Origin of the sequence: Novosphingobium sp. BL-52-GroH, from assembly GCF_044813085.1 — a bacterium.
GTDB lineage: Bacteria > Pseudomonadota > Alphaproteobacteria > Sphingomonadales > Sphingomonadaceae > Novosphingobium.
In genome coordinates, this window is the sequence record NZ_CP171149.1 from 1431355 (window position 1) to 1445821 (window position 14467).

Genomic DNA, 14467 nt, shown 5'->3' on the forward strand with positions numbered 1-14467 from the left:
GGTTTGATGCTTTACGAGCGACGGATCACCGGTCGTGCGCTGCGAAATCGCAGTCGCGACCGGCGGCTGTTCGCCTCGGGCATGCGTCTCCCAGCCTGTTGTTTCTGTCGCCGGCCTCGTTCAGGGCGCGGTCGTCGAAGTCTGCCCGTGTCGCCTCGCAAGCATCCGACTGGCGACGAGGGCCGCGGCGATGCACGTCAGGCCGGCGATCCCGAGGGGGATACGCGGCGTGTAGATGTCGGCGGCCCGGCCGATCAGGGCTGCTCCGGCCGGCACCAGCACATAAGTCGCGGTCTGGTACAGCCCGAGCGCGCGGCCCTGGATCTCCCCGGGCGCGCGAAGCTGGAACAGGCTGCTGGATGCGACCATGTAGCGGTTCGAGAGGAACCCGATCGGCACCAGGGCCATGGCGAAGGCCAACGAACCCGGGCACAGCGCCGCGATCGTGTAGGCGAGGCCGAGGCCACCGGCGGCGCTGCAGATCATCCGGTACGACGGCCCCGAGGAGGCGGACATCGACAGCGCGCCGCCAATGGACCCGAGCGCCATCAGGGAGGTCAGGGCACCGAACGCCCCGGCGCTCAGCGAGAAGGTCCGGGTCGCCATCAGCGTGATCGTGATCTGGAAATTCATGGCGAAGGCCGAGACGACGCAGGCCAGCGCCATCAGCACCAGCAGGTCGGGGTGTCGTCCCAGGCGGGTCGCCGCTGCGCGGAGGCCGGGGCGGTCGGCGGGCGAGGCCGGCTTTTCGCGGGTGATCGCGCCGAGCATGACCGTCGCCAGCAGGTGGCAGCATCCGACGGCCAGAAAAGCGCTGCCGGTCCCGGCCGCGGCCATCAGTGCTCCGGCGAGCGCGGGGCCCAGGACGCGCGAGGTGTGAAACAGCAGGGCGCTCAACCCGATGGCGTTGACGAGATCCTTGTCGGGCGTGAACGTGCGGACATAGGCCATCCGCGCCGGGCCATCGATCGCAGCGGCCACCCCCAGAACCAGCGCGAAGGCGTAGAGCATGGGGACGGACACCACCGCTTTCGCCGTCATCGCGCCCAGCGCGATCGCGGAGATCGCCAACGCCAGGCTGGTCGCGACAAGGACCCGACGCTTGGGCAGGCGGTCTGCCAGCGCTCCGGCGAAGGGCGAGGCGAGGAGCATCGGCAGGAACTGCAGCGCGGTCACGATACCTACCGTGGTCCCCTGGCCGGAAGGGGCGATGGTCATCGCCAGCCAGTCCTGCGCGATGCGCTGCATCCAGGTGGCGACGTTGACCATCAGCGACGCGCCCGCGAACCAGCGGAAATCCACCACCGCGAACGAGCGGAAGGTCTGGCGGGCGCGCTGCGGCACCATCAGAATTCGCGCAGGTTTTCGCGCAGCGTGCGGCCGGTGTATGCGGTGCGCACGCAGCCCATCTGCTGCAGCTCGGGAACGAGCCCGTCGACCAGTTCGACGATGTAGCGCCGGGTGATGAGGCCCGCCAGGAGGAAGCCGTCGCCGCCGACGTGCTCGATCGCGTCGCGCATGCGTTCGGCCACCTGGCGTCCGGTGCCGACCCAGCGCGTGTCGGGCGTGTGCATGTCGGCCGTGGCCTGGCGCAGTGTCCGCCCTTCGTTGCGGCGGACGAACTCCACCAACGTCTGGCGCGAGCCGTTGGTGCTCAGGTCTTCCGAGGAAAGCGGCGCGTCCAGCGGGAACTGCCCGAAGTCGATCGAGGTGATCTTGGAGAAGCGCGCGAGCAGCCCTGCCGCGTTGTCCAGGTTGTACTGCTTGGCGAGGCTCAGTTTCTCGGCCGCCTCGGCTTCGGATTCGCCGATGATCGGGGAAATCACCATGAGTAGCTTGATATCGTCCGGGTTGCGCCCGAAGCTGGCGGCCAGTTCGCGCACTTCCTCGCGGTACTTGCGCGCATAATCCAGGTTGTGGCCTTCGGCGACGATCGTGTCGGCATAGCGCGCGGCGAATTCTCGGCCCTTGGGCGAGCTGCCCGCCTGCGCCACCACCGGTCGGCCCTGCGGTGCGGGGCCGGTATTGAGAGGACCACGACTCTTGAACCATTCGCCCTCGAAATCGACGGTGCGGACCTTGGCGGGATCGACCAGCACGCCGGTGTCCTTGTCGGCGACGATCGCGTCGGCGTCCCAGGAATCCCACAGAGCATTGGCGACGTCGGTGAATTCGGCGGCGTGGCGATAGCGCTCGTCATGCTCCATCATGTTGTCGAACCCGAAGTTCTGCACCGCCCGGTCCGAAGATCCGGTGACGATGTTCCACCCGGCCCGTCCGTTCGACAATTGATCGAGGCTCGATATCATGCGCGCCAGCAGGAACGGATGCATCGCGAAGGTCGAAACCGTCGGCACGATGCCGATATGCTTGGTGGCTTGTAGCATATACGGGGCGACGATCATCGGATCGCGGCGCGGGCACGAAAGGCCGCGCTCCAGATAGATGTCCATCTTGCCGTTCTGCGCATCGGGTACGTAGACGTTGTCTTCCATCAGGATGTAGTCGAAGCACGCCCGTTCCAGTTCGCGCGCGACGAAGACGTAAAGGTCCGGATTCATCCATTCCTTGTCGACATTTCCCGACCATGCGCGTCCCCAGGACTGGACGTGCGATTCCGCCAGGAAATATGCGAGGTGGAACGGTGTAGGCGGTTTCGACATGGGCAAAGTTGACCTTTCTTTTCTGTCGCGCACGGCCCGGTATCGACAGGCGATGCCGCGCCCGGCCGGGGCAACTGTGCCCTGACCAGTAGATGATGCTGCGATGCGAGGAGAATTCCGCTTCTTTCTCGATTCTCATCATGAGAGTACAAAAACATTATACACTTGCAAGCGCGTTCTACAGAGTTCGACGAAAATATCCCGAGTTCGGCACGGAATGCATTGACCTCGATCGAAACGCAGGCATCATGTGTATACGCTTAGGCCAATGCATTCCGATGTTGCGGTGCAATGCGTTTTCGTTGCCGTGCAAGGAAGAGCGCCATGTCGACAGATCCCGAAACACTCTCCGAGCACGAAAGCGCCGCCGCACGGCGGATCGATCGCGCTTATGCGCTGGCACTGTGGCCGTCGGTGACGGGGCACGCGCCGATCATCTTCCTCGCGCCGTATCTCAACTACGCCACCGGGACCTCGATCGCGCTGTTGGGCCTGCTTTCCACGGTGGGGCGGGTATACGATGCGCTTTACGACCCCCTGATGGGTACGATCTCGGATCGCACGCCGATCCGCTTCGGGCGGCGCAAGCCCTGGGTCGGGATCGGTTATGCGGCGATGCTGCTGGTGATGGTGTTGGCGCTGTTCGCGATGCCGCAGCCGGGCGATCGCTTGTCGAGTGCGTGGCTGGCGGTGGGGCTGTTCTGCTTCTTCACCAGCTGGACCACGGCGTTCATCCCTTATGTCGCGCATGCCGGAGAGATCACCACCGACTACGACCGTCGCACTCGCATCAACTTGTGGCAGGGCGTCACGCAGATCGTCGCCGGGCTGGTCGTCTATCTCGTGCCGTACCTGCTGGTCGATCCCGGCGCCGCCGGTTTTCGCGGTGGCGTCGGCGCGGCGCTGCGCAGCATCGGCGTCGGCTTGCCGCTGGCGGACTGGCTGACGATCCCGCGCATAGCCGGCGTCGCCAACTACGGCGCGGTGATGACAGTGCTGGTGTGGATGACGATCCTCACGCTGCCGGTGATCGTCTACCGCTACTTGCGCTACGTGCCCGAGGATCGCCGCACGCCGGCGGCAGCGGCCGGGTCGATCGCCGCCGCGTTCCGCAACCGCATCTTCCGCAATTTCTCGTTCGGCTACCTGCTGCTGATCGCGGGCTACATGGGGCGGCTCAGCCTGTTTCCCTTCGTGGTCACCTATGCAACCGGCGGGCAATACAGCTTCCTGCTGCTGATGCTGGTGCAGAACGTGTCGGGCATCGTCGCGACGCCGCTGTGGTCGCGCATCTTCGGCCGGGTCGAGCGGACGCGCGCGCTCATGCTGGCGGTGGGCGTCGAGGCCGCGGGCCTCGTAGCGCTCAGCCTGGCGAGCTCGTTCAGCGCGCTCGCGCCGCTCGCCTTCGTCGCGATCGGCCTGCCCGGCGGCACCTTGTACCTGCTGCCGTACCTGATGGCCGGCGATGCGGCGGACTATTCGCGCTGGCGCCAGGGCATCGACAATCGCGGCGTCCACATCAGCATCATTTCGATGATCCTCAAGCTCGGCTCGGTGTTCAGTTCGGCCACGCTGTGGCTGGCGGGGTTGCTCGGCTTCGACCCGGCGAAGGGGATCGACGACGGCGATCTCCTGATCCTCAAGACACTGGGCCTCTATCTTCCGGCGGGCCTGATCGTCGCAGGGGGCCTCGTCATGGCGCGCTTCCCGATCAATCGCGCCCGCCATCGTGCGATACAGGCCCGATTGGACCGGCGCATGCGGCCGGTGACCGAACCGGGCCGCGAAGCGTTCGAGGGGATGACTTTACCTGAGCGAACCGCCAAGGCATCGTAACGGGCCGCGCCGGCATATCTGTTCCGGCGGGCCGGCGGGTCTGCAGGCATCGTGGCAGGGAAACGGAATGACGACCGCATTCGAACAAGCCTATCTGAGCATTCGAGACATGATCCTGCACGGCGAACTGCGCGCCGGCGATTCGCTGTTTCCCGACGAACTCGCCCGCCAGTGCGGCGTGTCGCGCACGCCGGTCCGCGAGGCCCTGTTCCGGCTCGAGGCGGAACTGTTCGTGACCCGCCTCGACAACAAGCGGATGATCGTGCGGGCATGGACGATCGACGAGATCGAAGTCTTCGTCGAACTGCGTATGCGCGTAGGCGGCTACGTGGCCGCGCGCGCAGCCACCCGGATATCGGCGAAGGACATCGAGGCGCTGCGCGCGCTCAATGAGGAACTTGGGCAAGTCGCGGCCAGCGCGGTGCCCGACCAGGCGGCAGCGCTCGCGGCCGCGTCACGCTTCTACGAGATCATGGTCCCGGCCGCGGAGTCCGACAGGCTGACGACGCTTTCATGGCAACTGGCCAATCCGGCTCCCCTGGTGCGACTTCTGGAGCAGCATGCCGGGCAGCGTCTGGCCGACATGCTGGCGGCCCATCGCGAACTCGTCGAAGCCTTCGCGGCGCGCGATGCGCGCTGGGCGGAAGCCGCGATGATCGTCCTCGTGCGCAAGACCTACCGCACGGACCTGATCGCCGAACTCGTCGGCGGCACGGGTGTTCCGGACGCCGGCGGCTGATGCCCTCGCCGTAACGCGGCTGGACGTGTCAGGCGACGCTGGCCCATGCGCGCGGGTGTCGGCTTCTAGCCGCCAAGCCCTTTGAGCATCATCGCAAGCTTCTGTTCCGCTACGCTGGCGATGCCATCGCGATTGGCGTCGGCCAGATCGAACATCTGGAGCGGGCGAGTTCCAGCTTCAGCCAAGGTTACGCGGCCATCGCCATCGGCGTCCGACTTCTCGAACCACCGGCTTCCGATATGATAGAGGCCCGCTCCGCCATCCGGCAATTTCGCCTGCCTTGCCCGGTAGGCTTCGAACTCCTCGTCGTCGATCGCGCCGTCGTGGTTCCTGTCCATCGTGGCGAACTGGGCTTTGACACCAGCCAAGACTTCGGTCCGCTTGATCGGTCGCTGGCCAAGTTCGACCGCCTGGGCGCCGCATGGGAACGCCGTCGCGACGCCTATGCCCGTCATCATTGAAATCAATAACTTGAACATGGTTCTGCTCCGGCCGGCCAACTGTCGGCGCGCTTATAGAGGCCCGGCCTGACACGGTGCTGAACAGAAACCCCGATGGCTGGAGCCACCGCCGGGGCATATCGTCGATCCTCAGTCGAATCCGATGACGCTGAACGGCGCCCAGAAGAAGGGATGCGCATGTCCGGCGCCGATGCTGCCGTCGGCGAACGCCAGTTCGGCGGCGAAGTGGTTCGGCCCCGTCCGCGGTGCCTGGCCGAAAGCGAAACGGCTTCGGGGCTGACCCCGAAGCCGTCGTGCCGTGTTGCGTCAAACAGGCGATCAGAAGTTCTTGCGCACCCCGAACTGCACGATGCGGCCGATCGAGAAGGCAGAGCCCTGGGTGGCGTCGTAGCCGAGGCCGGTGGCGCTGCGGAACTCGGGCGGTGCGCTATCGAACACGTTCTGGACGTGCAGCGTGAACGACAGGTTGCTCGTCAGTGCCGAGTCGGATTTCACGTCGTACTTGAAGAACAGGTTGATGGCGTCGAATGCGGAGATCTTGGCCTGGCCGAACTCGATGGTGCCACGCTTGTATCCTGCCGTGTGGTTCCACGTCACCTGGGCGCGAAGGGCGCCGATCGTCGTGCCCAGAGTGCCCTGGATGCGGAACCGGGGAGTGTTGAACGCCAGGTCGTCGGCGATCGGTAGCGAAGGCAGCGCGCGCGACTTCTGCGACAGGCGGTAATTGCCCGATGCGCTCGCGTCGAACGAGGCGAAGCTGGTATCCAGCACGTAGCTGGCACTGAAGTCGATGCCGTCGAGCTTGGCGGTGCCGAGGTTCCTCGAACGAGTGTCCAGCGTCACGAGAACGGGAGAGGTGACGCCGCCCGCCGTGATGAGGGCCTGTCCGGTAGAAGTCGGGTTGACGACGGTGAAGTTGAAGTTGGCGGGGTTGAACTGGGTGAGATAGGCGGCCAGTTCCTGCCCGGTCGGTCGCACCGAGTAGAGCTGCGGGAAGTTCGCATAGTAGTCGGTGAGATCGGCGCCGGTCACCGGCCGTCCGATGGTGCCGGACAGGTCGATGTTGTAGTAGCTGGCGTTGAGCGTCAGGCCCGGTACGAACGGAGGCTCGATTTCGACGCCGACCGACCAGTTCGTGGCCTTCTGCGGCTGGATTCCGGGGGCGGTGCCGGAAACGAACAGCCCCAGTTCTCCCGGCGCTGCGGTGACACCGGGCGGCGTGCGCAGGAAGGCTGCCGGAACGGTCGCGACTGCCGATGCCAGTACGCCCAACTGGTCGACCGGCGAGGGCGCGGTGAAGGACTTGCCCCAGTTACCCCGGATCGCGATCCATTCGACGGGGCGCAGCGTGGCGGCGAACTTCGGATTGAACGTATCGCCGAAATCGCTGTACTTGTCGTAGCGGGCCGAGGCGGACAACGAGAGTTCGTTGATGAACGACATCTCGTTGGTGCTGCCCACGATCGGCACCTGCAATTCGCCGAAGACGGAATCGACCTTTTGCGTGTAGTCGGTGGGAGTCTGGAAAGCATAGGTCGTGGCGTTGGTGGTGCGGCGCCGGAAGTTGTCCTGCATGTGCTCGTACCCGACCGCGGCCTTTACCGAGCCGCCCGGGAGCGCGAACAGCGGGCCGTTCGCGATGGCGCGATAGTCGAACAGCTCGTTGCGCCCGGTTCCTTCCGCGTAGCGCAGCAGGCTTGCCGCCGTGGCGGAGCTGGCAGCACCGATATCATACGGATTGAGAGCGCCGGACGCCAGCGCGGCAGCCTGGGCGGTCGGGCTGATCTGCGCGTTCCGGAACGAGGTGGTGGCGATGCCGTAACTGAACAGGCCGCCGAACTCCCAGTCGGAACCGAGTTCGATCGAGATCGAAGGGGCCACGCGCCAGGTTTCGAGATTGGTTTCCTGCGTTGCGGAGCGGGCGCCGAACAGGGGGCTGTAGTCGTACCGCACCACTTGCGGCAGGCCGGTGTTGGCGTCCCCGGTGGGACGATAGAACGGCGATGCGGCGGTGAGCGTCGCCTGGCCCGTGGCCCCCGTGCTCAGCGCGCCGGTCCCCAGCGTCCCGCCGACCGCGTCGATGGCGCGGTTGGCATATAGTGCGGTCACGTCGAAGCGGACCGAGTCCGACAGCCGCTGGTCGAGGCGGGCATAGGCCGTGTGCAGCGTCGAAGTGGGATAGATCGCAACCGTGTCGGAGAAATCGCAGACGTTGGGGCCCCCTGCGGCCAGTCCCGTGCCGGACGGAACGTAAGTCGCCGATCCGATGCCGACATTGGGGGTGGCGCAGTTGCGGCCGGTCGGAACCTTGGTGTCCCAGTTGATCTGCTTCACCCAGTCGCGGTCCGAGCCGTAGACGCTGTCGTGGTGCGAATAGCCGTACGCGACGTAAAAGCCCCCCGAACCCCAGTCCTTGCCGGCGATACCGCTCGCCTCGACCGACTTGTAGTTGTCGCCCAGGCCGTAGCGGGCATCGACCTGCAGGCCGTCGAACCTGTCGCGCGTGACGAAGTTGATCACGCCGCCAAGGGCGTCCGACCCGTAGACGGCCGAACCGCCGTCGGTCATGGCTTCCACGCGCGCGATCACACCCGGCGCGATGATGTCGGGGTCGACGGCGACCTGCTGGATGCCGGCACCGACGACACGCTGGCCATCGAACAGGACCAGCGTCTGCGCGCCGCCGCTGGTGTTGGCGCCGGGCAGGTTGCGCAGGTTGGGTCGGTTGATCGGGTTGGAGGTGTTCGCCCCCGCCTGGGGCGATACGCCGGCGGGCAAGGCGTTGAAGAAGTTGCCCACCTGGGGAACGTTGCTGAGAACCTGGCTGGTCGTCGCGGCGCCCGTCGCGGTGATCTGTTCGCTGGTGACGCCGATGACGTTGTTACCGGCAGGCGCGATGCCGCGGATCAGGGTGCCGGTCACGACGATCGGTTCCGAGGACACCTGGTCGGCCGAATTATCCTCGGCCGGTGGCATCTTGTCCTGCGCGCTCGCCACGCCCGGGATGAGGGCAGTCCCTGCCACGCCGATCGCAAAACGCCATGCTGCGCGCTTCTTGTTGAATGTCATTGTGATATCCTCCCCTTGTTGGTTGAAAACCATCGCCCGCCGGCTCTTTCCGACCGATCAGGCGAAACACGAATCGTCAGGTTTGCATGGCCAGCCTTTCTGCCGCGACCCGGCGTAGCTCTGCGGTCTTGACCTTGTTGCTGCCGGTGACCGCAAGGTCTTCGGCTGCGAAGAACAGGATCCGGCGAGGGACTTTGTAGCTCGCCAGCCTGGTGCGGGCGTGGGATTGCAGTTCTTCCTCGCTGACCTGCGCGCGCTCGTGCAAGGCGACGCAGGAGACCACGATCTCGCCCAGCGTCTCGTGCGGCACGCCGACGGTCTGCGTGACTTTCACGCCCGCACACTCGCGGATGACGTCGTCGATCTCGAGCGGGGACACATTGGCGCCACCGGTCTTGATGATGTCATTGAGCCGGCCTTCCCAATGCAGTCTTCCGGCCCGGTCGAGCCAGCCGCCGTCGCCGGTGCGCAGGAACCCCTCCGGGTCGAGCGTGTCGGCCAGCGGCAACCCGAGATAGCCGAGCATGAGGGTAGGGCCCTTGACCGCCAGTTCGCCGCGTTCACCCAGCGGCATGGTGCGGCCGGTCAGGGGATCGACGATCTTGAGGACATTGCCGGGCAGCGGCAGCCCATGGCTTTCGGCCGCCTCCTCGCGCGAGGTCTGCGCGGGATAGGCGGCGCTCAAGGTGAATGTCTCGGTGTTGCCGTAGCAATGGCGCGGCTCGATCCATTCGACGTCGACGGTCGGATGCCGTGCGATCGGTGAATGGGCGTCCACGTAGACCAGCGAGGAGAGATCGACTTCGGCCCAGTTCGGGGCGGCGATCAACTGTTCCCACTGGTGCGGCCAGGCGAACAGGAACTGGACCTTTTCGGCCGCCATGAGCGCCAGTGCCTCGGCAGGCTGGAACGTGCGCTGGAGGACGATGGCACCGCCCGTCGCGAGCGTGCCGCCGACGATCATCGCGAAGTTGCCCGACCAGAAGAACCCGTTGGCGGTCCAGCTTCGCACGCCGTCCTCAAGGCCCTGTTGCGGGCCCATGCGCCACATCTGCAAGGTTACCCCGCGATGCGACGACAGGATGCCCTTGGGACGCGCGGTCGAGCCGGAGGAGAAGAACAGGACGCCGGGATCGGATGGCGAGACGGCGTCGGCACGGGCGGCGACGCGCTCCTGCGCGGTGCTGTTGCCGCTCTCGAGGAAGGCGTCCCAGCCACGCACCGCGCCGATCGCTCCCTCGCCGAGCATGACCAGCGTCTTGAGGAACGGGAAGCGCGTCGAAGCGTACCTTTCCGGCGTATCCTCGGCAATCTGCGGATCGATTTCGCACAGTGCGCCGAGGAAATCCTTCTTGAGCACGGCACGCTCGAACAGCAGGGTCGACACTGCCGATATCTCGATCAGGTAGCCGAGTTCCGCCGCCGTCGAGAAAGTGCCGATCGGTGCGGCGACCCCGCCGGCAAGCGCGGTTCCGAATACTGCAGCGAGAAATTCCGGCCGGTTCGTCATCAGCACGCCGACACGTTCGCCATGGGCGATGCCGCCCGCCACCAGCGCTTGCGCCACCGCGTTCGCTTCGCGCCACAGGTCCGCATAGGACCAGCGTTCCACGATGCCGTCCTCCCGGTGATGAACCAACGCCTCGCGCCCGGAATATCGCACCGTGACTTCGCGCAGGAAGCCGCCGAGCGTCAGGTCGCCGAGGCCGGTTTCCTCTGCGAGCGGAGGGCCGCGCGAGATCGACTGGGCCGGGTCTGCAACGAAGGTGTGCTGGGTCAAGTCGACGATCCGGTCAGGAGGAAAGATGTACTTCATCGACGGATCCGCCGACGGTCCTTTCATCCCGGTCGACCACCGGCAACCCGATTCCGAGGACGTCGCGCTCGAAGACGATGCGGTCGCTGTTCCACGCCGCCATCGCGACGCGATATCCATGTCGACCTTTGGGGTCCGCTTTCGCCATTTCCCGCTCCTCCGGCGCGAAACCATGCACGGCAGGGCTGGCCCGCACCATCGCTGGTTCGTCGTTGGCCTGCATAGTTGCGCAAACGGGAGCGTTTGGCTTGATCTATCCGGACAAAGTGCGGTGCTGCACTTTTGGTGCCGCCGTGGCGCGCAACTGCGTGGGGGACTGGCCGAACCAGCGGCGGCAGCTTCGCGAGAAAACCGCCTGTTCGGCAAAGCCGAGCTTTTCGGAAATGCTGCGAAAATCGAGCTGTGTCTGACGCAGATAGTAGAGGGTCAGATCGCGGCGTACGTCGTCCTTGACGTCCTGGAAGCTCGTTCCCTCGTCCTTCAGACGGCGCCGAAGGGTGCGATGATGGATGTTCAGCGCGCGCGCCACCTCGCCGCTGGCGCAATCGCCGTGGGTGAGCCGACGCATGATGAGGCCGCGCACTTCGGCATTGAAGGGCGGGCGCTGCTTGGGAAAATGCGTCTCGATGTAGGTGACCAGTTCCCGGTGAATGTCCTCGTTCTGGCTGAGGACCGGGCTGGCGAGATCCCGCGCCGAGAATGTAAGTCCATCGGACGGACCTCCGAAACGCACGTCGCAGCCGAAATAGCGGCGATAGTCCGTGAGCGGCGATATCGGCTCGTGACGGAAGTGGACGGTGCGCGCACGCGCATAGCCGCCGGTCATTTCCATGGCTTCCAGATGTCCGATCAGGAGAGTCTGCTCGATGGCCTGGATGCGGTCGCGGCTGCTTTCCAGCAAGAGTTCGTGGCCGGCGAAGACCCAGCCTTCTTCGGGCCCCGCTTCCAGCCAGACACGCGCGGCGCGGCTGTGGGCACCCATGTGTTCGCTGGCAAACCGCAGCGCATCGCCGAACGTCCTGGAGTTGCGCATCGTGCGGCCCAGCGGCCCGAACACGGCGCCGCCGCGTTGTCGCAACGCCAGGCGCATCCCGAAGTCGGGACATGCGAGCTGCCTTGCCGCGATGTCGAGCAGCCGGATCGCTTCGGGGTAGGTCAGGTCGATGGCATCGTCGCGGAAAGTCTCGGCAGGGATGCCCGCCAGCGCCAGTATCTCGGCAGGATCGCCGGCCAAAGCGCGCACCATCTCCGGGAAATGGCGCAGCAGCGGTATGTTGAGCTTCACAAATTCCGCATCGGCGATCAATGACATGCGGCTTCCCCCTGGCGCTGCAGCGAATGCACTGCAATCGGCGATTTTTCGCCCGTTAAGCGCTCGTGGCCGGGACATTGGCTGCCTCGTTTGACCACATCCGTCAAGTCAGGCCCGGAAAACTGCGGCAGGTGACGGCCTGTGACAGGAAGGGCGCGGGCGAACCACGATCCACGCACCCTCCGCGCTCAGTATTCACGGACCGGCATGGTCCGTCGGGAGGGAAACGATGATTGAACCCGTAACGAAGGCCGCCGTATCGTTGCTCGCCGTCGCTGCCGCCCTTTCGGCCACGCCGGCGATGGCGCAGCAAACCGGCGCGGGCGATGTGGTCAGCGAAATCATCGTCACTGCACAGCGCCGCGAGGAAGCCTCGCGCGACGTGCCCATCAGCGTGACGACATTGGGGCAGGACCAGCTTGCCACCGCCAACGTGCGCCAGCTTTCGGATACAGCCAAGTTGACGCCCGGACTGCGCTTCGATTCCCAGGGTCCGGCCGTGCAGCCGACGATCCGCGGCGTCGGCACGGCGATCACGACCTCGGGCGGGGGCCCCAACGTGGGCATTTACGTCGACGGCTTTTTCCAGGCCAACACCTACATGTCGGATTTCGACCTGCTCAACGTGAGCAGCATCCAGGTGCTCAAGGGACCGCAAGGCACGCTGTTCGGCCGCAACACGACCGGGGGTGCGATCATCGTCACCACCGCCGAGCCCAGCACCGACACCGGCATGCAGGCCAGGGTCAGCTACGGGCGCTTCCATTCGCTCAAGGCGCAGGCCTACGCGACCTACGGCATCAGCGACCGGGTGGCGCTGGACATCGAGGGGCTCTATCGCCGCGGCGATGGCTTCATCACCGACCTTGGCAACGATGACGACAAGGTCGGCGAATACGAGAACTGGTCGCTGCGCGTCGGCCTGAAGGCGGAACTGACCGACGACGTCTCGGTGCTGCTGCGCTGGGTCCACGCGGAAACCGACGACCCCACCACGCAGTTGGTCAATGCCTATATCGACAAGAGCGGCGAGGCGGGTTTCTTCGACAAGGTCTCGGCCGCAGGCCGCGCGATCTACGGCACGTCGAGTTCGCAGGGTCTGGCGCTGGTCAGCTACGGCACGCCCGCATCCGCCTATGCCACGCGGCCGGGCGAGGTGCTGCTCAACAAGCCGCTCAGCTTCCGCACCAATTCGGATGCGCTGCAAGGGACGATCACCGCCGACCTCGGTTTCGCCGATCTGACCAGCTACACCCAGTACCGCAAGGACCTTTCGCCCTACTACGGCGACCTGGACGCGACCGCGATTCCGATCTTCAACATCTACGTCGGCGTCGACGACGAGACCTGGAGCCAGGAGTTCCTGCTGAATTCCAAGCCGGGCGGCAGGCTTCAGTGGACCGCGGGGCTCAACTACTTCCAGATCCGCGATACCTGGACCATCGGCGCGGCCTTCGGCGGGGCTCCGTTCTCGCCGTTCGGCGGGTCCAGCACGAAGACCACCTCCTACGCCGCGTTCCTCGATGCGACGTATGAGGTGAACGACCGGTTCTTCGTCACGCTGGGCGGTCGCTATAGCCACGACGTGGTCGGGGATGCCAACTTCACCGCCAACTTCACCACGCCGCTGACGGGCTATACGGGCCCCAACGGCGAGAACGTGCCGTTCACGGGCAATGCCGGCGACCGCATCGCGGTCAACACGCTCAAGAACGACAGCTTCACGCCGCGCGTCGTGCTGCGATACAAGCCGAGCGAGGAATCGAGCGCCTACGCCTCGTTCACGCGAGGCTACAAGGCGGGTATCCTCAACGTTGGCGGCTATTCCCAGCAGCCCGTCAAGCCCGAGAAGATCAACGCCTTCGAGGTCGGCTACAAGTTCGACAACCGGACGCTGCAAGTGGACCTCGCAGGCTTCTACTATGATTACAAGAACCTGCAGGTGTCGAGCTATCAGGACGGTGCGGCGCAGATTCGCAATGCGGCGTCCTCGGAAATCTACGGGCTGGAAGCGCAGCTTCGCTATGCGGTGAGCCGCGATTTCAACATCAACGGGGGCGTCGCCTGGACGCATGCGCGGTACAAGTCGTTCCCCAATGCGCCGTTCTACGGATACTGCGATCCAGCGGTCACGGATTTCACCAACCCGATGAACTGCGCCTATTCGGGCACGCAGAGCGCCGGCGGCATCGTCCAGGCATCGACCGACGCGTCGGGCTACAAAATGCAGCGCGCGCCCGAATTCACCGGCAATATCGGTGCCAGCTACGGGCTCGACGCGGGCGGAGGCAGGCTGCTGCTCTCGGGCAACCTGTACTACACGTCCAGCTTCTACTTCGACCCGGAGCAGCAGTTCCGCCAGAAGGGCTACGAAGTGCTCAGCCTGCGCGCACAATGGACCGATGCCGGCGACAGGCTGACGATCGCGGCCTTCGGCGACAACGTCACCAACCGGCGCTATCGCACCCAGGTCCTGTTCAACACGCTGGGGACGGGATCGGTGTGGAACTCTCCGGTGACGTACGGCGTGGAAGTTGGCGTGAAGTTCCGGTGACGGCCAGCCTGCACGGG

Annotated in this window: 10 protein-coding genes; 3 read left to right on the forward strand and 7 right to left on the reverse strand. The window is 65.5% G+C overall.

The window, feature by feature from the left end; translation table 11 throughout:
* Positions 1 to 120 precede the first annotated feature (120 nt).
* Both ACFFDA_RS06240 and ACFFDA_RS06245 read right to left on the reverse strand, forming a co-directional pair.
* Positions 121 to 1347, reverse strand: a complete 1227-nt coding sequence (locus ACFFDA_RS06240; RefSeq protein ID WP_404477054.1) for an MFS transporter — start codon at positions 1345 to 1347, stop codon at positions 121 to 123.
* Entirely contained in the window at positions 1347 to 2663 is a 1317-nt protein-coding gene (locus tag ACFFDA_RS06245) for an NtaA/DmoA family FMN-dependent monooxygenase (protein WP_404477056.1), read from the reverse strand. The genes ACFFDA_RS06240 and ACFFDA_RS06245 overlap by 1 nt, the downstream gene beginning before the upstream one ends.
* Before the next feature lie 324 nt (positions 2664 to 2987).
* Here ACFFDA_RS06245 and ACFFDA_RS06250 point away from each other — a divergent pair, with 324 nt between their 5' ends.
* Positions 2988 to 4499, forward strand: coding sequence for an MFS transporter (locus tag ACFFDA_RS06250; protein ID WP_404477057.1), 1512 nt, complete (start codon positions 2988 to 2990; stop codon positions 4497 to 4499).
* A 67-nt stretch (positions 4500 to 4566) separates the two neighbouring features.
* Complete coding sequence (locus ACFFDA_RS06255) at positions 4567 to 5238, forward strand: GntR family transcriptional regulator (protein WP_404477059.1); 672 nt, start codon at positions 4567 to 4569, stop codon at positions 5236 to 5238.
* Positions 5239 to 5303: 65 nt separating this feature from the next.
* Here ACFFDA_RS06255 and ACFFDA_RS06260 read toward each other — a convergent pair whose 3' ends face one another.
* From ACFFDA_RS06260 to ACFFDA_RS06280, 5 genes are all read right to left on the reverse strand, one after another.
* Positions 5304 to 5717, reverse strand: coding sequence for an EF-hand domain-containing protein (locus ACFFDA_RS06260; protein WP_404477061.1), 414 nt, complete (start codon positions 5715 to 5717; stop codon positions 5304 to 5306).
* A gap of 300 nt (positions 5718 to 6017) precedes the next feature.
* Positions 6018 to 8768, reverse strand: a complete 2751-nt coding sequence (locus ACFFDA_RS06265) for a TonB-dependent receptor domain-containing protein (RefSeq protein WP_404477062.1) — start codon at positions 8766 to 8768, stop codon at positions 6018 to 6020.
* 76 nt (positions 8769 to 8844) lie between these two features.
* Complete coding sequence (locus ACFFDA_RS06270) at positions 8845 to 10584, reverse strand: class I adenylate-forming enzyme family protein (protein ID WP_404477064.1); 1740 nt, start codon at positions 10582 to 10584, stop codon at positions 8845 to 8847.
* Positions 10562 to 10807: a hypothetical protein gene (locus tag ACFFDA_RS06275; protein ID WP_404477066.1), complete on the reverse strand. Its 246-nt coding sequence runs from the start codon at positions 10805 to 10807 to the stop codon at positions 10562 to 10564. Before ACFFDA_RS06275 ends, ACFFDA_RS06270 begins: the two co-directional genes overlap by 23 nt.
* Before the next feature lie 30 nt (positions 10808 to 10837).
* Positions 10838 to 11896 carry an AraC family transcriptional regulator gene (locus ACFFDA_RS06280; RefSeq protein ID WP_404477067.1) on the reverse strand — a complete coding sequence of 353 codons (1059 nt, stop codon included), beginning with the start codon at positions 11894 to 11896 and terminating at the stop codon, positions 10838 to 10840.
* A 229-nt stretch (positions 11897 to 12125) separates the two neighbouring features.
* Here ACFFDA_RS06280 and ACFFDA_RS06285 point away from each other — a divergent pair, with 229 nt between their 5' ends.
* Positions 12126 to 14450 (forward strand): TonB-dependent receptor, encoded by a 2325-nt coding sequence (locus tag ACFFDA_RS06285; protein WP_404477069.1) that lies wholly within the window; start codon positions 12126 to 12128, stop codon positions 14448 to 14450.
* The last annotated feature ends 17 nt before the right edge of the window (positions 14451 to 14467 follow it).